General features: G+C 45.5%; 18 protein-coding genes. 13 read left to right on the forward strand and 5 right to left on the reverse strand.

The window, feature by feature from the left end; translation table 11 throughout:
- The 10 genes from GA520_RS10670 to GA520_RS10715 all read left to right on the forward strand — a co-directional run bounded on the left by GA520_RS10670 (position 1) and on the right by GA520_RS10715 (position 9,551).
- The gene (locus tag GA520_RS10670; RefSeq protein ID WP_163336622.1) at positions 1–1,392 is read left to right on the forward strand and encodes an NAD(P)/FAD-dependent oxidoreductase; all 1,392 of its coding nucleotides are present in this window, start codon (positions 1–3) and stop codon (positions 1,390–1,392) included.
- A gap of 54 nt (positions 1,393–1,446) precedes the next feature.
- Positions 1,447–2,850 (forward strand): NAD(P)/FAD-dependent oxidoreductase, encoded by a 1,404-nt coding sequence (locus GA520_RS10675; RefSeq protein WP_163336621.1) that lies wholly within the window; start codon positions 1,447–1,449, stop codon positions 2,848–2,850.
- 11 nt (positions 2,851–2,861) lie between these two features.
- The gene (locus GA520_RS10680; protein WP_163336620.1) at positions 2,862–3,602 is read left to right on the forward strand and encodes an SDR family NAD(P)-dependent oxidoreductase; all 741 of its coding nucleotides are present in this window, start codon (positions 2,862–2,864) and stop codon (positions 3,600–3,602) included.
- The gene (gene fabZ / locus GA520_RS10685) at positions 3,603–4,052 is read left to right on the forward strand and encodes a 3-hydroxyacyl-ACP dehydratase FabZ (RefSeq protein ID WP_240910064.1); all 450 of its coding nucleotides are present in this window, start codon (positions 3,603–3,605) and stop codon (positions 4,050–4,052) included.
- Between the two features lie 171 nt (positions 4,053–4,223).
- The gene (gene tolQ / locus GA520_RS10690) at positions 4,224–4,925 is read left to right on the forward strand and encodes a protein TolQ (RefSeq protein ID WP_163336619.1); all 702 of its coding nucleotides are present in this window, start codon (positions 4,224–4,226) and stop codon (positions 4,923–4,925) included.
- A gap of 127 nt (positions 4,926–5,052) precedes the next feature.
- Positions 5,053–5,472, forward strand: a complete 420-nt coding sequence (gene tolR, locus GA520_RS10695) for a protein TolR (protein WP_163336618.1) — start codon at positions 5,053–5,055, stop codon at positions 5,470–5,472.
- Positions 5,473–5,502: 30 nt separating this feature from the next.
- Positions 5,503–6,342 (forward strand): TonB C-terminal domain-containing protein, encoded by an 840-nt coding sequence (locus GA520_RS10700; RefSeq protein WP_163336617.1) that lies wholly within the window; start codon positions 5,503–5,505, stop codon positions 6,340–6,342.
- A gap of 29 nt (positions 6,343–6,371) precedes the next feature.
- The gene (tolB, locus tag GA520_RS10705) at positions 6,372–7,658 is read left to right on the forward strand and encodes a Tol-Pal system beta propeller repeat protein TolB (protein ID WP_163336616.1); all 1,287 of its coding nucleotides are present in this window, start codon (positions 6,372–6,374) and stop codon (positions 7,656–7,658) included.
- 29 nt (positions 7,659–7,687) lie between these two features.
- On the forward strand, positions 7,688–8,791 hold the full coding sequence (locus tag GA520_RS10710) for a tol-pal system YbgF family protein (RefSeq protein ID WP_163336615.1): 1,104 nt from the start codon (positions 7,688–7,690) through the stop codon (positions 8,789–8,791).
- 31 nt (positions 8,792–8,822) lie between these two features.
- Positions 8,823–9,551, forward strand: a complete 729-nt coding sequence (locus tag GA520_RS10715; protein ID WP_163336614.1) for a TlyA family RNA methyltransferase — start codon at positions 8,823–8,825, stop codon at positions 9,549–9,551.
- Between the two features lie 50 nt (positions 9,552–9,601).
- Here GA520_RS10715 and GA520_RS10720 read toward each other — a convergent pair whose 3' ends face one another.
- The 4 genes from GA520_RS10720 to GA520_RS10735 are packed head-to-tail and all read right to left on the reverse strand — an operon-like array spanning position 9,602 to position 14,507.
- Positions 9,602–11,029, reverse strand: a complete 1,428-nt coding sequence (locus tag GA520_RS10720) for a M48 family metallopeptidase (RefSeq protein ID WP_163336613.1) — start codon at positions 11,027–11,029, stop codon at positions 9,602–9,604.
- Positions 11,011–12,003 (reverse strand): NAD-dependent epimerase/dehydratase family protein, encoded by a 993-nt coding sequence (locus GA520_RS10725; RefSeq protein ID WP_163336612.1) that lies wholly within the window; start codon positions 12,001–12,003, stop codon positions 11,011–11,013. Before GA520_RS10725 ends, GA520_RS10720 begins: the two co-directional genes overlap by 19 nt.
- A gap of 3 nt (positions 12,004–12,006) precedes the next feature.
- Complete coding sequence (locus GA520_RS10730) at positions 12,007–13,644, reverse strand: fatty acid CoA ligase family protein (protein WP_163336611.1); 1,638 nt, start codon at positions 13,642–13,644, stop codon at positions 12,007–12,009.
- Positions 13,641–14,507 carry an alpha/beta fold hydrolase gene (locus GA520_RS10735; RefSeq protein ID WP_240910063.1) on the reverse strand — a complete coding sequence of 289 codons (867 nt, stop codon included), beginning with the start codon at positions 14,505–14,507 and terminating at the stop codon, positions 13,641–13,643. Before GA520_RS10735 ends, GA520_RS10730 begins: the two co-directional genes overlap by 4 nt.
- A gap of 566 nt (positions 14,508–15,073) precedes the next feature.
- Here GA520_RS10735 and GA520_RS10740 point away from each other — a divergent pair.
- Positions 15,074–15,277, forward strand: a complete 204-nt coding sequence (locus tag GA520_RS10740) for a cold-shock protein (protein ID WP_163336610.1) — start codon at positions 15,074–15,076, stop codon at positions 15,275–15,277.
- Positions 15,278–15,351: 74 nt separating this feature from the next.
- On the opposite strand, the gene maeA is transcribed toward GA520_RS10740, so the two are convergent.
- The gene (gene maeA, locus GA520_RS10745; RefSeq protein ID WP_163336609.1) at positions 15,352–17,088 is read right to left on the reverse strand and encodes an oxaloacetate-decarboxylating malate dehydrogenase; all 1,737 of its coding nucleotides are present in this window, start codon (positions 17,086–17,088) and stop codon (positions 15,352–15,354) included.
- 95 nt (positions 17,089–17,183) lie between these two features.
- On the opposite strand from maeA, the gene GA520_RS10750 reads away from it, so the two are divergent.
- Both GA520_RS10750 and GA520_RS10755 read left to right on the forward strand, forming a co-directional pair.
- A complete protein-coding gene (locus GA520_RS10750) occupies positions 17,184–18,212 on the forward strand; it encodes a KamA family radical SAM protein (RefSeq protein WP_240910062.1) in 1,029 nt (342 codons plus the stop codon).
- Positions 18,213–18,412: 200 nt separating this feature from the next.
- A complete protein-coding gene (locus GA520_RS10755) occupies positions 18,413–19,963 on the forward strand; it encodes a GGDEF domain-containing protein (protein WP_163336607.1) in 1,551 nt (516 codons plus the stop codon).
- Positions 19,964–20,024: the final 61 nt, after the last annotated feature.

Below are 20,024 nucleotides of genomic sequence, written 5' to 3' on the forward strand. Positions count from 1 at the left end.
GTGAAAATCCCTTGTGTCGTCATCGGCGGCGGTCTTTCAGGGCTCGCCGCCGCTATTCGCCTCGCCCGATTTATCCCCGATGTTGTCCTGCTGGAGCAGCACTCTCGCCTTGGTGGATTAAACTCTTATTACTATCGCAATAGAACCCTGTTTGAAACCGGTCTGCACGCAATAACAAACTATGCAGAACCCGGAGAAAAAAGAGCTCCGCTCAATCGCCTTTTCAGGCAATTGAAGTTGAACAGGAAAAACTTTACCCTGCTCCAGCAGAAAACAAGTGAGGTACATTTTTACGGTTGTCAGTCTCTTCTTTTTTCCAATGATTTTAATTTACTGGAGAATGAAATAGCCCAAAAGTTCCCAAATTCCATCGACGGTTTTATTCAACTTGTCGATTTTATGCGTGACTTTGATCCTTTTGTACCCCTCCCTTTTCGCTCCACCCGTCAATTTCTTGCAGAATTGATAAAAGATCCGTTATTGATCGACATGCTCCTCTGCCCACTTATGTATTACGGGTCCAGCGTCGAGGATGATATGGATCTTTCCCAGTTCACGATCATGTTTCAGGCCATATTCCTTGAAGGTATGTTTCGACCGGAACATAGTATAAAGGAGTTCCTGGATAGCCTGAAAGAACATTTCGAATCCCTTGGCGGCACTATCCGACTCAGTAGCCGAGTCAAAGGCCTCACACGTGATCATAAAGGTAAACGGGTATCCAGGATCATACTGGAATCCGGCGATATCCTTGAAGCGGATTTTATTATATCCACCGCCGGCTACGAAGAGACCTTCGACCTTCTTGATCAAGAATTGCCTGAAACAAAAGAAGACAGGCTCGGTTTCATAGAATCCATTTACCAATTTCACTCTCAGGACAGGGATCAACTTCCATCAGATAGAACAGTTATTTTCTATAACTCAGGTGAAGTTTTCAACTATAGGCAGCCTCAGAGTTTTACCGATTTCAATAGTGGTGTTATCTGCTTCCCCTTTAACTTTGAGAATCTTGTACCCGGCACTCATGTTGAAATGCGTTCCACCCACCTGGCATCCTATAGACATTGGAAGACCATAAAGGAATACCCACAGAAGTACCTCAAGGAAAAAGAGACCGCACGTATCCACTCACGTCGTTCTATAGAGAAAATCGTTGGTAAATTAAATGTAAACGTTGTATATGAAGACACTTTCACCCCTCTCACCATCGAGAGGTATACAGCAAAGAAAAATGGCGCCATTTACGGCAGCCCCAAGAAAATTAAAGATGGAGATATCGGTCTCGAAAACCTCTTTCTTGCAGGGACAGATCAGGGTTTTCTCGGGATTGTCGGTTCAATGCTGAGCGGTGTTTCAATTGTGAATCAACATGTTCTCTCCCGGTTTTAGAAACTTCAACCTTTATAACCGGTAATACTTCCCTCTACTTTCTTATAAGCAGATATGCCTGTACCATTTTCTGATTGTTCTGACAGTTACGATGTTATTGTCATAGGTTCCGGACTAGGTGGTCTCACCACCGCAAATCGTCTTGCCTATTGCGGCCACTCTGTCCTCCTTCTTGAGCACCATCACAGACTCGGGGGACTCGCGACATGGTTTAAGCGAAAGGGCCATATATTCGACATTTCCCTGCATGGTTTCCCATTTGGGATGATCAAGACCTGTAAGAAATATTGGAACAGGGAGATCATGGGGTCGATTGTCCAGTTAAAAAACATCGTTTTTGACAATCCTCAGTTTTCGTTGAGAACAACCTTTGACAAGGATGACTTCACCTCCATTCTCAACATAAAGTTCAAGATTCCACTCACCGTCATCAACGACTTTTTCACCACTGTTGCCGGAATGAATTTCTACGATGACCAGACCATGACAACCAGGGAACTGTTTGAACAGTTTTTTCCTGGCAGAACAGACGTCCACCGGCTTCTGATGGAGCCTATCACCTACGCCAATGGTTCGACACTGGACGATCCTGCAATTACCTATGGCATCGTTTTTTCCAACTTTATGAACCGCGGTGTATACACCTTTGAAGGCGGAACCGACAAGTTAATTCATATGATGGCGGATGAGTTGGAGAAAAACGGTGTCACCATCAGCACTCGATCCAGGGTGGACAGGATCGTAACAGAAAAGAATAAGGTTATTGGTGTTGAGGTCGACGGCAGAGTCATCAAAGCTGGTGCCGTCGTTTCCAACAGCGGTATTACCAATACTATTCACAACCTTACTGACCGCTCCTGTTTTTCCGATGAATTCATTGAAAGAGCTGATGCTATCAGGGTTAACAATTCAAGTTGCCAGGTATATATCGGGATCAAGGAGGAAGAATCAATCCAAGATGTTGGAGATCTGCTTTTCACCTCTACCAGCGAAGAGTTTGATTCGGCAGAACTGCTTGATCTGCATACCCGTTCTAAGACCTTTTCACTCTACTACCCGAAAACACGTCCCGGCCACAACCGCTACACTATAGTAGCTTCGATGAATAGCCGCTATGACGATTGGGCGACACTAAGCGATGACGAATATCGGGCTGAAAAAGAGAGGATGGCCCAGCGTGCCGTGGAAGATCTTTCTCGTTACCTCCCTGATGTGAAAGGGAAGATTGACTGGATGGAATCAGCGACCCCACTCACCTTCAACCGTTACACTTTACATACTCTTGGGACCTCTTTCGGAACCAAATTCGAGGGACTTGATATCTCACGTTCCATCTTCAAAGAAGTACCAGGTCTTTTTCATGTTGGCTCTGTCGGCATTATTATGTCAGGCTGGCTTGGTGCAATTAATTACGGTGTTATCGTCGCCAATGATGTGGACACCTATCTCCGCAGTTGAAAAGGAAGAACATGGAAAATTTTTCTGATCAGACAGCGATAATTACAGGAGCAACCCGCGGAATAGGCAGGGCAATCAGTAAAACACTCCTCAAACGCGGCGCTACGGTCCTTGGTATTTATGGCGGCGACACAAAGGCTGCTGAAGAAATGTCCAACTCTTTTAAGGAGTACGGTGACAAACTCAGATTGTACCGATGCGACATATCCGACGAAAAACAGGTTACTGCATTTTATACAGAGATAGAACAGACCCATTCCTCAATAGAGATTCTTATCAACAATGCAGGTATACGCAGGGATGCTGTCGTCGCCATGATGAAAGGGGAAGACTGGAACAGGGTGATCGATATCAACCTTACAGGTACCTTCCTGATGTCAAAGCCAGTTATTCCTCTCATGATGAAGAATAAATATGGTCGTATCATTACCATCACATCTCCAGTAGCGAATCTAGGGTTTGCCGGACAGGCAAACTACGGTGCTTCAAAAGCCGGTCAAATCGCTTTTACCAAATCCCTCGCCAAAGAAACTGCCAAAAAGAAAATTACGGTCAACTGCGTCTCACCTGGTTTTATCGCCACGGACTTCATCAATGACCTGCCGGCCGAACAGTTAAGTGGATACAAAAAATTGGTTCCCATGAGACGTTTCGGCACAGTTGATGAAGTTGCTGATGCAGTCCTGTTCCTGGCCTCAAGGCGCGCAGGTTATATCACAGGCTCAGTCCTTGATATCAACGGAGGGTTATAATTGGCAGACTACTCCAAAGAAGATATATTGCAACGCATACCGCACAGGGAACCTTTTCTCTGGGTTGACCAAATTGAGGCAGTTGAGGGCGATTCCATCGTTACGTCAAAGATAGTCGCAGATGACCTGGACATCTTCAAGGGACATTACCCTGGTAACCCAATCATGCCCGGCGTTCTGCTCTGTGAAGCCATCTTTCAGTCAGGAGCATTGCTCCTATGTTATATGCGTGAAAACGGTCGATTTGTAAGTGCAGGTACCGTTCCTGTTATCACCCGAATAGAAGGTGCGAAATTCAAGCGTATAGTGCTGCCTGGAGACCTTCTGGAAATTAATGTGAAGGTTAAAGAGATTCTCTCCAATGTCTGTTTTATGCGGGGAACCATACGAGTTGACGGTAAGATTGCAGTGCAAACCAATTTCGCATGTACCGTAACAGATTCGGCGTAATTTCAGTTTGTTTCAGTGGTCTGTTTACTATCCAGAAACAGGACAACTGCAAACAGGCATGTTGAACTTTTACCCAAACCGGGTACAATACCATCGCTGTAAACTGACACTTCATCTTACAGGTCAGTCCCTGGCCAAATTACATAACAACAACCCTAAGGAACAGATCACGTGCAGCTTTCCATAACAGATATGATTCTCCATGCAGGACCTGTCGGCCAACTCGTCATGCTGACCCTGCTGATTTTCTCAATCGCCTCCTGGTCCATTGTCTTTATGAAATACCGCCTTTTCAAAACTGTCCGGCTGGACAGTTTGGACTTCCTCGACACCTTCTGGTCATCGACCAATTTAAGCGAAGCCTACAAGGTCGCTGAGGATTTTGAATACAGCCCTGAAGCCGCTGTCTTTGCTACCGGTTATAACGAGCTGCAAAAGATCAACAAGATACGAAATAGAAAGGAAAATCAAGAGAGAGGCGAGTCCCTTGATATGCAGCTCGCCACCATGGACAATCTTAAAAGGGCTATTCGTAAAGAGGAAGCAAAACAAATCAACCAGATGGGCTCTGCCCTTCCCTTTCTTGCCACTACCGGAAGTGCAGCCCCATTTATAGGGTTATTCGGTACCGTTTGGGGCATCATGGTCTCATTTCACGACATAGGCCAAAGAGGATCCGCATCACTGGCAGTCGTCGCACCCGGTATTTCTGAGGCCCTCGTTGCAACCGCCGCCGGACTCGCCGTTGCCATTCCAGCTGTTATTGCCTATAACCATTTTGCCAACAAACTTGATTCTATCGGAGATGAAGTGCAGGAATTCAGTACAGATTTTCTCAACCTGGTCGAACGGGATCTGCTCAGCCGGGTATGAAAAATACGATACGGAAGATCAGACAGGGATGTTAAGTTTCACGGATGTTTGCAGGTAACATTTGTGAGAAAAATGAGCTAATTCCTAACCAGAAAACACATATAAGAACCGGAAGCACAAGACAACTATGGGTTTTGCAACCAATAACAGAAAAAAGAAACTGGTATCGGATATCAACGTCACTCCTCTTGTCGATGTCATGCTTGTCTTACTCATTATTTTCATGGTGACGGCACCGATGATGACCCAGGGACTTGATGTGGATCTCCCCCAAACGACGTCGAAGGCCTTGCGCCAGGATGAAGACATACACGTTGTCACTATCGATGAGAACGGTAAAATAGAATTGGACGGAACCGAGATGAACCAGGCTGTACTCTTTCAACAGCTTGACAAGCTCTCACCGGAACAGAAATCACAACCAATTTATCTCAAAGCAGATAAGAAGGTACAATACGGTGCAGTTGTGAACCTGATGGCCGATATCAAAGCGGCTGGCTTTGACAAGCTCGGCATGGTAACCAAACCTGCAGAGGAAAAAAAATAATACGTGGCACAGCAATACCGGGTGACATATATGACGGGAAACCATTGGAAAATCCCACTCAATCTGGCAGTAGGATTTCATCTACTCGTTGGGCTTTCCGCCGTCTATCTACCTGATATCTTCGATGTAAAACCGCGATATGAAGATATTTATACGGTCAACCTTGTCAACCTTACTGAACAACCGGCAGCACCTGAGTCAATCAGTGCACCCGAGCCACAGAGTAAACCTCTTCAGGAAACCGTACCAGAAAAAGCTGTCTCTGTTGCACCACCCGCACCGGAACCACTAGCCGCTCCGCCTAAAGCTGTATCGATAAAACCTCTTCGGAAAAAGAAGAAAAAGAAAATTGTCAAAAAGCCGGAGCCACAAAAGACCAACCAGGATGCGCTGAAACGCCAGAAACTTGCTGAGATGCTCAAAGCTCAGCAGGAGGCCGATGAGCAGGCGAGACTTTTGGCTGAAGAGGCCGCGCGCGAAAAAAAGATGTTGCAGCAGGTTCGCACCAAACCGACGCCCAGGAACACTAATTCAACTGGGGACACACCATCTTCCGCCCGTTCAGGCGGACAGTTGAGTTCCATTGAGACACAATATTATGCAACCATAAACTCCCGGCTGCAATCACTCTGGAGCCTTCCCGAATACAAAACATGGGATCCTTCACTAAGTGCCAGTGTTGTTATTACTATACGTAAAAATGGAGAGATAGCTGATTCATTTTTTGAAAAGAAATCAGGAGATCGCATCTTCGACAGATTTGTCACCAAGACCCTGCAGGACGTCGGGAAACTCCCCCCCATACCGCCTGTCCTTAAAAAGCAGCGTTTGGAGATAGGGCTGATTTTCTCCCCCGGACAAATAAGATAATCTTAATTCACATACACAACCTACTACCTATGAAATTCTTCAACCTCATAAAATTCAATATATTTTTCATATCATTTTTGCTCTTTGCTCAGTTGAGTCATGGAGCCGATCGTGTTTATCTCGATATTTCTGCCCCTGAAGCACGCAAAATCTCATTTGCCGTTCCCTGGTTGCTGAATAAAGATTTGAATGGCCAGAAACAGAAACTTGGCGGAGATCTTGCTGACATTCTTGCCAAAGCCCTGAAGTTTCATGGGATTATTTTAATCATACCCTCTTCAGAATACGGTGGGACACAAAACACCAACTGGAAAAACCTGGGTGCCGATTTTGTTGTGCAAGGCAGCTATGCCCTGACCTCAAAAGGAATTACCCTTGAACTGCGCCTGTTTGATGTTGCAGGCAATGAAACCATGATGGGCAAATCCTTTTCCGGAACCATCAAACAGAAAGAAACGATGCTTTTCAAGTTCTGTGATGATGTTATTGAGGAACTAACCGGAACCAGAGGAATCGCTTCAAGTCAGATTGCTTTTGTGTCACATAACAAAAGCGCGAAGGAAGTATACCTCACTGACATACTGGGCCGTAAACTGAGGCAAGTCACCAGACACAGAAACCTGATTGTTTCCCCACGCTTCACACCGGATGGCAAAGCACTTAGCTATACTTCATACCACACCGGCAATGCCAATCTGTATATCACGAAACTCAACCAATCCAAGGTTACCCGCGCACTGTCAAGAAGAAAAGGTATGAACCTGGCCCCGGCCTGGTCACCCGACGGCACAAAAATGATCCTGACACTCTCAGTCAATGGTAATCCTGATCTTTTTATGCTTGATGACAAAGGTCGTATCATTGAACAGCTCACGAAGAGAGCGGGAATTAATGTCTCACCGACTTGGTCACCTGACGGGAGTCGTATAGTTTTTGTTTCGGATAGGAGCGGTAAACCACAGCTTTACGTGATGGATCTGCGCACCCGAAATACCCAGCGTATCACCTTCAAGGGGTCTGAAAACGCTGAACCTTCATGGTCACCGAAGGAAGACCTTATTGTGTATTCAAGCCTTCGTGACGGTGTCTACCAACTCTTCACCACCAAACCAGAACCGGGAGCGCCTGCTGAGCAGCTCACATCTGACTTAAGTCACCATGAATCGCCAATGTGGTCCCCGGACGGTAACCAGATCATCTTTTCAAAAAGGGATGGCAAAAAACACCAGATCTACGCTATCATGAAGAACGGTTCATTCCAGAGAAGGGTCCTTGCCTTTCCGGGAAGCCACACCTACCCTCAGTGGTCTCGATAAATATATATAATTACAAATAGATGAGAACGATGAAAAACTCTTTTCGAAATATACTCCTGGCTATAGCTGTTGCACCTTTTCTCACCAACTGTGCTTCACAGGATGAAGTGAAGCGACTGCAGTACCAACTGCATGTTGTTAACAAACGGCTTGAGGAAATGAAATCAACAACAGTCGGTGATATTCAGAGACGACAGGCTGCTTCTTCCAACCAGATGGACCAGTTGGAACGTGAGATCCTCGGCCTCAAAAGCCAGCTAGACGAAACGAGTCGTCAGAACACCATGCTCAAGGAAAAAAACCTAAATCTCGAGCAGAATATTACCCATATTGCGACCTCCGAGGCTGAAAAACGTGAAGAAGCCTTACGCAGAATCCAGCAGGAGCAGTTAGAAAAAGAAGCACGCATTGCCGAACTCAACGAAAAACTAAAAGTACAGGAGGAAAATCTCCAGGCCATTCAGGATGCACGGGTTCGTGATGCGGAGCGACGTGCCAAAGAGGCCAGGAGAAAAGCAGATGAGGCAAAAGCCAAGGCACTTGCAGCCAGTACCTCTATGCAAAGCGGATCAGGTACTGTGAAAAACATTACTGCTGACAGGAAAAAACAGGTGTTTACCACACGCTCTTCGGTTGCTGCATCAACAACCGCTAAACCGAGCACAAGCTCAACACCAAAACCAGCAGACACACCCAAAACCACTACTCAGGACGTAGCCGCCACCAAAGTCAAGGCCACCTCAGGTAATGCCAAAACCGCTCCTGTCGAAGCGTCTCCACTACACGAAGCGCAGGTGTTATTTGACCAGAATCAATTTGCCAAGGCGTATTCAGCCTTCAGTAAGGCTGCTTCAGCAAACAATGACAAAGATACCGTTGTCACCGCAAACTTTATGATGGGAGAAAGTCTCTTTGCACAAAAAGAATACGACAAGGCAATTCTCCAATACCAAAAGATCATCTCACAACATTCAACCCACCCGAAAGCCGCTTCAGCAACCCTGAAACAGGCTATGGCATTCGAGCGTCTTGCCGATAATGAGACTGCGAAGATGATTTACAAAAAGATCATCACCCATTATGGGTCATCTCCGGAAGCCGGGATTGCCAAGGATAAACTGAACAATCTGTAAGTGACAACGCTCTTGTGTATCTAGATAATACGTGAAAAAAAGGCTTGATCAGCTCCTTGTCGAGAAAGGCCTGGCTCCTGACATCCAAACTGCGCGTGGTATTATTGGTGCCGGCGAAGTACTTGTTGATGAAGTAGTCGCTGATAAGGCAGGCAGTTCATACCAACAGGGGGTAACCCTGCGGGTCAAGGAGAGGTGTCCCTATGTTTCAAGGGGCGGCTATAAACTTGAAAAAGCACTGAACACATTCCCCGTAAACCCTGAAGGTTTATGCTGTATTGATGTTGGAGCATCATCCGGAGGTTTCACTGACTGTCTCCTGCAAAACGGTGCAGCAAAGGTTTACGCAGTAGACGTTGCGTACGGTCAGCTTGACTGGAAACTCCGGCAGGACCCGCGAGTGGTTGTCATCGAGCGGTTTAACGCCAGGAAAATCACCAGAACAGAAGTGCCGGACTCAGTGCAACTCGCCGTCATGGACACATCTTTTATCTCCATCACACAACTCATTCCACCGCTATTCGGCCTCTTTGATAAGACAATTCAGATTGTTGCCCTTATAAAACCCCAGTTTGAGCTGCCCAGGGAAAAAATCGCCAAAGGCGGTGTGGTACGAGACCCTGAACTGCATCGTGAGGCTATTCTGCGAATACAGGAATTTGCAGAATCCATTGGACTTGTAGATAAGGGTGTTATTACCTCACCCATTAAGGGACCCAAAGGAAATACAGAATTTCTTATCCTTCTTGAGTCTCAATGAGAAGGTAAAAAGCAACTTCTCCGAACAGAGTGCCCGGCAATCCACCACAACTATTTCTTCTCGAGCCTTTTAATCTGTTCAAGGAGTGTTTCTGCCTCTTTCCGGACCGCATCATCAGCTGTTTTCAACTTTGCAACATTGTGCAGGCTGAAGGTCGCCAATTTCAATTTCCCTTCATACAAATAATACTTTCCAAGATACAACGAAGCCTCACCCTGTTTTTGGCGGCTGGTTGCTATCTTGCCAAGCTCAAAATAGATTTTCGAATATTCAGGTAAACCATACGAAACGGTTTTGTAGAGAGTATTTGCCCGTTCAAAGTCGCCAAGGGCCTGATAACATCGAGCCAGGTACTCGGCTGCGTAGAGGTCTTCATTGTCGAGCGCCCAACTCTTCTCAAGGATTGAGATTGCCTCAGCTAGACGACCTGCGCTATACAAAGAAACACCTTTATCAGTGTACAGGATCTGCCTATCCGGGAATACTTCCAACACTTCGTCCAAGAGTTTGAGGGAGCGTACATGATTATTTGCTACCCTTTCAATTTGTGAAAGACCGTATTTCGCCATAATACGGTCAAATTCTGTTGAGCGTGAATCGCTGAGCACGTTAGCCAGGTGTGCTCGGTAAACAACACTGTCACTGACTTTACTCATAATTCTGTACTTGAAACGCAGGAAGTTGAATTGATCTCGTTCCTCTCTCCGTCTGGGTAACTCATGATCACTGCTTATCAACCCTTCAACATAATCCAAACGGTCTTCAGGATTTGGGTGAGTGAGCAGGTATTGAGGGAGTTTTTCGCTTCTATATCGGCTGACCCTGCGCATGGTCTTGAGCATGGCAGCCTGCCCTGCCGGATCCTTGCCCAGTTGTTTCATCCAGTCATAGGCAAGTCGATCTGCCTCTTCTTCATCCTTTCTACTAAAATGCAAGGTTGCGCTCTGTCCAGCAGCCAGGGAGCCTGTTAATAATGCTTGAGTCGCCTCCCCTCCGCCAAGGGCAAGGGCTGCAATGGCAACAGCCATGGAGGCAACTCCGATAATCTTTCCTTTTTCAATACGACCGGCTAGATGTCGTTTCACCACATGACCTATCTCATGGGCTAACACAGAAACAAACTCCTCCTCACTGTTCATGGCGCTGATAAGTCCGGTATAGAAGAAAACCAGCCCGGAAGGAGCAGCAAAAGCATTGAATTCGTTAGACTGAATAAGGAAGAAGTGGTAGTCAAAATACTGGATTCCGGTAACTTCAAGCACATCTTCACCTAAAGTTGTCAGATACGCTACGAGATCCGGATCATCAATCAACGGGAAAGCAGTCCGCACTGAATATAACAGCTTCTCCCCTACTTCCCGTTCCTCCCCAATACTAAAGGCATGAGCTGATTCCATGAGGGTCAGGTTGAATACAAGTAGTGCCAGAAGTGTTGCCAGGATTGCCCTGAATCGTTTCATCATAAATTCTTGATCCATTTTAGAAGTATCTCCATACCTTCCTCGGTCGAAATAACCGGTCGATATCCGAGGTCTCTTTCTATATTGGCAATAGAGAAATAATGAGATTTGGCCAGCTGTTCGGCAAGAAATCGTGTCATTTTTGGCTCCTGCCGCTTACCAATAACAGTATACATTGTTTCCAGTATTGCACCGCCGTAGTAGGCGAGCGTAAATGGCACTGACTTGGTTACTGGTTCAATCCCGGTTTTGAGATACAAATCATTAATCCAATCCCATAAATTGACGGGCTGCCCCTGGCTGATAAAATAAGGTTTACCCGCTGCAGTTGCAGGCCCAGAGAGATTATCACCTGCCAATAAATGAGCATGGGCAACATTTTCGATATATGAGATGTCTACAAGATTGTTGCCATTTCCGACGACTCTGAGCTGTTTACGCCGTCCTTTTTCCAGAAGCCGTGGAACAAGGTGAGGGTCTCCGGGTCCCCAGATAAGATGGGGACGCAGGGCACAGGTAGAAAGAGCTGACGAATTGGCAGCCAGTATCATTTTTTCTGCCATAACTTTGCTTCTTGCATAGTTGCAAAGAAAAGTTTCCGGATATGGTAAACTTTCGTCTCCGTTTTTTATACTTTCCCTGTTAAAAACAACTGAAGGAGTCGATGTATATACAAGATTTGGCACCTTGTTTTCACGACAACTGTTAATGATGTTTTCCGTGCCAAGTACATTGATAGAATAATAATCCTGCCATGGACCCCAGATACCGGCTATGGCGGCAACATGAAAAACTGTGTCCACATCCCTGCAGGCATTTTTGACAAAAGAGGCATCCCGAATATCACCCTGCACACAGCGAATCCCGAGCTTTTCAACTTCGGGATAACTGTTTCGTCCTATTACTGTTGTCTCAATCCCTCTTGCAGCTGCCATTTTGGCCACACTCTTACCAACAAATCCACCACCGCCAGTTACAAGTATCTTTTTCATATCTCAGCCCGCTATTTGCTCCGCCGCCCACACAGCCAGTTTTTCACGAAATATCTTTGCATTATGACGGATATCAACAGGGAAATCTCTATGAACCAAGAAAATTTTAATAGTGTTCGTAATATCACTTTGCGCGGCAAGGTTGCGAACCCCTTCCAGCAAATAGTCGATATCCCCAGTAAAGGATTTTTCAGGTTCAACAATAAGGACTGGTTCCTGATTTTTGTAATTGTCAACAGGTACACCTACCAGGGCCGACCTATACACATCAGGATGAACATTAACGATTGCCTCACAGGGGATTGTATACAGCACTCCTGAAACAGTCTTCACCCTGTGGGCTTTACGCCCACAGAACCACAATCGCCCTTCTTTGTCGATATAGCCAGTGTCTCCCATTCGATGCCAGAACCCTGCGCCATCCTTTATCTTGGCCATGGCCGTCTCTTCACTGTTATTCTCGTAGGCCCTGGTTACAACATTACCCCGGACAATAATCTCGCCAATTTCGCCTGTGGCAACCGGCCGCACATTTTGGTATGAATCAATTCTATTTTCATCGATTTGAATGATCTCTATATCAATACCAGGGAGAGGTCGCCCGACACAGGTACCTTTACCTCTTTTACTTTGAGTCAATGTCTGCTCAAGAATTTCACGGCTCTCGATAGAAACGATCGGGAGGCTCTCGGTCGCGCCATATGGAGTATAGACCTCTGCGGCTGGCGAGAGTATGGACGTTACCCTCTTCAGCATTTCACCAGGAACCGGTGCACCTGCCATAAGAACTTTTTGCAGACCTGGTAAAATAATTTTATTCTTACAACAATATTTACTCACCACATTCCAGATAGCTGGCGAACCAAATGAATATGTCACATCATATTTTTGCAGTGATGCGACAAAACGAACTGGGTCAACTTGTGCTGGTTTTGTCGGATCCATGTCAGGTATAACTGTCGTCGCTCCGAGTGCTGCGGAGAAGAGACCAAAGAGTGGGAAAGCTGGCTGGTCAGTGTGACTGGCGTTAATCCCGTAATAATCACGAATACGGTCTAATTGAGAGGCAAAAATTGAGTGTTCATAGCGCACACCCTTTGGGGGACCCGTTGAACCAGTGGTAAATATTATTGCGGCGAGATCGTCTTTCACGGGTTTATAAGCTGAGAACGTCTGCCCCCAACTTCGAGCCTTATTTCTTATATCCTGGCCCAATATACCAAAAGACGATCCACAGCAGAATTTTTTCCGAACGGAATGAAAAGGCTTCTTAAAGATGGTGCAGAATAAATACGCTTTGGGCACCCCGATAAAGATATCGGGCCGAACTCCTTCAATACATCGAAGAAGATTCCTATATCCCATACCCGGGTCGATGAGAATGATTGTCACACCGATTTTAAAAAGGCCAAATGTCAGGCCAATAAAATCGATAGACGGCGTAACCATGAGCATGACCCTGTCGCCTGGGTGAACACCTTTTTCAGAGAGGTATCCTCCATAGCCGTCTGAAAGTTTGAGTAAATTTTTAAAACTCAGTTTTTTTCCGGAAGAAGCTTCGATAACAGCCGTCTTCTCACCTTGCTCTACAGCAGTTTGGGAGAAAATATCAGCGATATTTACAACAGGTTTCCCTGTCATTTTTCCATCTCCGTTCTTAAGAATTCAGATATTTGGGGTATTATAACCTCCGCTTTATCTTCCAGAATATAATGACCACCATTCTGGAAATAGTAATGGTCCGCAGCGGGAAAACGATCCAGCCATTCATCGTAGAAATGATCGTTAAAACAAAAATCCTTACCACCCCAGAGGATGAGCATTGGTATCTTTGCTTCTGCAATACCCTGCAAACCATTTTCTACTTCTACCAGTGTGTCATAGCTCTGGTGAGAAGGTTTAAGGGGTATATCCTGGACAAATGCCGACACAGCTACTCTGCTTGCCCAGCTATTGTATGGATGTAAATAACCTTTTTTTACATCTTCTTTCAGTGGCACATTCACTGCCATAAATGTCGCAGGGCGGGCAAAACCGTTTAGCCCCCTGACAATCAATGGTCCCAGAATAGGCCATCGACAGACACTGATTCTGAAAGGTATCCTGGAGGATCTGAAAGCAGCACTATTGAGTACAACTATCTTTCGCAGTTGATCTGGATTTTTCACTGCACATCCCATCCCGATAGCCCCACCCCAGTCATGAACAACAAGTGAATACTCGGTTAACTCCAGAGAAGATAAAAGAGAGCTAAGATTTGATATATGCTGTGAAAGTGTGTAGCTATATTGTTGTGGTTTATCAGATAAACCACAACCGATATGATCCGGCACAATAACCCGATGGTTTTTACGAAGTTCCAGCACCAGGTTTCGGTAATAGTAGGACCAGGTCGGGTTGCCATGCACGAGTACGACGACTGGCCCCTCTCCTTCATCCAGATAGTTCATTTTATGGCCGGCGATGGTGAAGGTATTTAATGAAAAAGGGTATTCAGCGAGCAAAGAGAGTTCCTCTAAATATTTTTTGGCATCAATTTAAAGCTAATGTTCTGGCAATATGATACTTTAAGTAGCGGATAAAAGACATTTTACATACATAATTCATATAACGCTGGTAGATTAAACAGTGGGGTTCAGCAATGTCAACTGCTTTTACCTCTTTCCGTATTTCACTGCTTTTTCCAATCAAATTCTGATTATTTCACATCTCATTGGAATAAATAAAAACTCGACCCGCAATATACTATTCAAATAGAATGGAATTGGAATACCGATACATGCATGACTAACAGTTTTTAATAACCATTCCCGTAACTACTCCTAACATTTACAGTAAATCTTGTTTCCTCACACAAAACTGTTGCTTTTACATAGGGTTTGTGCTAAACGGCTTGTAACGCTGTGGTTCAAAACATCCTTATTTACCCGTTAAATAATGGTTTACCGCACATACCAATTGGAAGTGTCTTTTTTGTTTTGGCAATCAGCTGAAAGTCAGCCGACGAAAGTGTTGGTGTTTTTATTATGAGGTTCCTTGGGGGAGCCTGAGTACAAAAGGAGTAGTCACAATGGCAGAAGGTACAGTGAAGTGGTTTAATGACGCAAAAGGTTTTGGGTTTATCGAGCAAGACGGTGGACCGGATGTATTCGTCCATTACTCTGCAATCCAATCTGAAGGATTTAAATCTCTTGAAGAGGGATCACGAGTAAGTTTTGAAATCGTTGACGGCCCCAAAGGACCTGCCGCTGACAATGTTCAAAAAGTTGCTTAGAACTTTAGTATATCAGAGAAAAAGCCCTGCCATTCGGCAGGGCTTTTTTTTTGCCAAACCCTCACCCCTCCTTGTTACATTGCAACAAGCGGCAGGTAATTCGGTTCCCAGCGCATTCTCTTGATCAATTCACGCAGCCTGCTCTCATCCGTTTCATGTTTAAAAGTAGAAAAGGCACAGGGTCTGCTCAACCCTTCCTTCACACTGCACATCGCCACCGCAAGAGCTACTTTATTACTGATCTTTTCCAGGTCATGCAAGGGAGGGAGCAATATTCCCTTTTCGAGTTCAGCCCCAGTCACCATTCCAGAAACCGTCCGGGCGGCCTCAGTGAAGAACTGGGGTACGATTTCACGGGCACCTGATGCCAGAACCCCTAAAGCGATTCCAGGGAAAATCAGCACATTATGAGCCTGACTTACCTGCCATTCTACTCCTGAAGTGGTGAACTCTTTTTTCGTGCTTCCACTTGCAACCAACGCCCTGCCACCGCTCCAATCATAAATAGACCTGACGCATACATCACTCATATCCGTGGACGGGTGAAGCGGCAGGATCACAGGGCTTTCGCTATTTTCAAGAAGTGCCGACACAACCTGTTTATCTATGCAGCCATCACCTTCAAGGGTCGAAATGTAGACAGTGATACCTGCATGTTTAATAAACTCTGGTATAGTCGGGTTTGCAGACACGCCTAAACTCCTGAAAAGAGATGGATCCTTAGCAAAAGGCCTAACGTAATACTCACCAACCTGCTCTTCTGTGATCATGCCAGCCCTGTCTGCAAGGAAGATACTGTTCAAGGCGTCTTTACGTTCCAATCCCTCGTTAACCAGCATCGACAGAATCTGCTCGCAAATTCCTATACTTTCAGATTCATCACCCAGTACCAGGAATTTCTGATTACGGATCGATTCTTTTTTCTTCCGCATGGCCGACATAATTGCAGCAAGAGCCAACCCACCAGTTGATTGAATGTTATCGTTAAACGAGATCAACTCATCGGCAAAAGCGTCGCGAATGCTGAACCCGTTAGGTCGTGAAAAATTTTGCCACTGACAGATGGCATCCGGGAAAACATTCCGGAAAGCCCGAACAAAGCGACCGATGAATGAAAGATACTCCTCACCCTGCAATCTGTTTTTTCGCCAACCAAGGTATTGCCTATCTGTCAATAATGATTCGTTATCAGTACCGACATCAAGCGATATTGGCAGACAATGCCAGGGCGCAATCCCTCCACCCTGGGTATAGAGCATCAGTTTTCCTAGACATATTGCGATGCCACCTGCTCCCTGATCTCCCATTCCGGGTATGCCTTGGCTGTCTGTAACAACGGCTACCCTGATATCCCTGTTCATGTACCGGCGCAATATATCCTCCGCCATATCTATATTACCGGGATTGAAGTGCAGGCCGTTTGCCTGTCTGTAAAGGGATGAGTATTTTTTAACGGCTTCACTGATGGTTGGAGTGTAGACAATGCCCATGTATTTCTCGAGATCGCTACGGATCAGTGCATGAGCAAGGGCTACGTTGCGATCGTACAGTGCCCGAACAAAAATGAATCTCTCAATATCATCCACCTTGCTCTCAACAATACGTCGGGTATTAGCAACCTGATCGTCAATATCGCGGATTCCTGGAGGCAGGGATGCTTCAAGACCGAACTGGACCCTTTCCTTACTGTTAAAGGCTGTACCCTTGTTCACAAAGCTCATTGAACTCACACCGGTTCCACTGCTATAGACAACTATTTCCCTGGTATTACCGTATTCATCGTATTTAAATTTATACTGTATCTTGGACATTGCTTAATTATTCTCCTGATCTCATGAAATTGACGTATTGACAATCCCACTCCCCATTCACATAATGTCCGCCCATGGAAACCTGGCAAACTATTTTGAAAGACAGTATTACCACTTCTGAAGATTTGAAGAAACATCTTGGATGTGATTTTATTGAACTTCCTGATGTAATCAATCAATTTCCTGTCAGGATCAACTCATATATACTGAACCAGATTCGTCTACACGGACATCCAATTCGCGCACAATACGTTCCTGATGTTCAGGAAATTCAAGACACTACATGTATCCCTGATCCCCTTGGCGAAGAAGATCTCAGTAAAACACCAAACCTCGTACATAAATATCCGGATCGGGTTCTTTTTCTCGTCACAGGTCAATGTAGTGCGTTTTGTCGTTTTTGTACCCGTAAACGAAAAGTCGGCACCGAGCGGATGGCAATATCCAAGAAAGCCATTGATCGCAGCATTGAGTATATCCGGAGTAATCCCACCATACGTGAAGTCCTCATATCAGGAGGCGATCCCCTTCACCTTCCCGATAGCACAATTGATAGAATTCTTACCAAACTTCGTTCCATACCATCCGTTGAAATTATTCGGATAGGCAGCCGCATGCCATCGAGCCTGCCGATGAGGGTCACGCCGCAACTGGTACGAATGCTCAGTAGCCATCACCCGCTTTACATAAACACCCATTTCAACCACCCTGCAGAGCTGACGAAGGAGTCCATTAGAGCCTGTACCATGCTTGCTGATGCCGGCATACCTGTTGGCTGCCAGACGGTCCTTCTTCGCGGCATCAACGATAACAGCAAGATTCTTGCAGAACTGTTTTGCAAACTGCTCCGTATCCGGGTTAAACCCTATTACCTTTTCCAGGGAGATCTTACCCGCGGCACCAACCACTTCCGTACCACCACGAAGTGCGGTATCCAGATTATGCAAGAGCTGTATGGACATATTTCCGGTATGGCAATACCGATATATGCACTCGATGCCCCTGGTGGAAAAGGTAAAATTCCCTTGACCCCAAACTACCTCCTGCAGTCTGGCAGAGATCTTGTCTTTAGAAACTTCAGGGGAGAAGTCTGTAGTTATCCTGAGCCAGTTGATTCATTTTAGGGTTTTCTCCGGCCTTCTTTTTCCGACAATGAGTTTAGTCATATAACAAGCACTGCACCTCACATTCGCGATGAGGCATAGTGAATTGTTTTTAACGAGTGCTTCTTGCTAATCCCGTGGCTTTAACGTTATAATCAGTGACACGTACTAACAAACACTGTCCACATAATCACTCCTTTAACTAGTAACTACAGAGAGTTATGAATAGAGAAGAAATATTTCAAAAAGTCACGACCTCCGAAGAGTTGCCGACTCTCCCTAATGTCGCCACCAAACTTATCTCTTTAACCACAAAAGAGGATACAACACTTGCTGACATAGCTGCCTTGGTGTCACAGGACATATCATTGTCTGCCAAGATATTGAAAGTTTCCAACTCGGCCTTCTATAGTTTTCCCCAACAGATCGGCTCAATAAAACAGGCTGTATCCATTCTTGGGACCAATGCAGTCCGCAGCCTGGTCCTTTCTTTTTCATTTTTAACCATAAAGGCCGGAAAAAACGAAAGTCGATTCAATTTTCAAAAATTCTGGGAGCGTTCTCTGGCCTCAGCAGTAGCCTCAAAACTTATTCTTGAAAAGGTGAAAGGGGCAGACACCGAGGAGATTTTCATCTCAGGATTATTGCAAAATCTCGGTGAACTGATACTGGCCAGAACCCTCTCATCGGAATATGACCAAGTCCTGCAACGAGTTGAAGACGATGGTGAGGAAGCGACCGCTATCGAGGTGGAGATGTTTGGTGTTGATCATGCGACTATTGGTTTTGAGGTTGCCAAAGCATGGGGCTTCCCCGAGGCTCTCCTGCTGCCGATTGTTTACCACCATGCTCCTGAAAACTATAAAGGTGACAGCAAGAAGATTGATCAAACCATCAAGGCAGTATATCTTTCAAACCACCTCACTAATATATTGTTCTCTGATAAACCACAGGAGCACCACAAAGCGTTTCAAAGAGAGGCGAAAAAACTACTGAATTTAAGCCATGAAGCCATTGAGTCGGTTCTCACAGAAATTCACTTCCAGGTTGATCAGGCCGGCAGCTATTTCAATCTCAAAATTAAGAACACCAAATCTGTTCAGGAGATCCTGCAGGAGGCAAACATTCGCCTCAGCCTTCTTAACCTTGATTACGACCAGATGAACAAACAGCTGATTCAAGCTAAGATCTCCCTTGAGAACCTGACCAGCGAACTCGAAGAAAAAAACAGAATACTCGACAACCTCGTCAACATTGACGGCCTGACAGGAATTTTCAACCATCGTTATTTCCAAAACACTCTGGATCAGGAGATAAGTCGGGCAGGAAGATCCGAGGCCTCTATCTCCCTGCTACTTGCCGATATTGATCATTTCAAGAAGTTCAACGACACCTACGGACACCAGACCGGTGATTTCATACTTGTTGAATTCAGCAAATTACTCAAAGAGTATTTGCGTAAATACGACACCCTCGCCCGCTATGGAGGTGAAGAGTTTGCAATCATACTGCCGGATACGACAGATGGCGAAGCGATGATCGTCGCAGAAAAGTTACGAGCCGCTGTTGAGGAACACTCTTTTGAAGACAACCTTAAGAGTTACAATGTTACAGCAAGCTTTGGCTGTGCGGCCAGCAAACCGGGAATAGAAGACGATTTCTCCAAGAGCAACTTCATCAGTCAGGCCGATGAAGCCCTGTATGATGCAAAAAACAAGGGAAGGAATAAAGTCTCCCTTCATCAGGCCAAGAAGAAATGGTTTTCGTTCTAAAGAGAAACTTGAAAAGCCATAAAAGTTTTTTCTATTCGAGGCTCATTCAAAATTTCATCCA

The sequence above is a fragment of the Desulfopila sp. IMCC35008 genome (genome assembly GCF_010646885.2).
GTDB lineage: Bacteria > Desulfobacterota > Desulfobulbia > Desulfobulbales > Desulfocapsaceae > Desulfopila.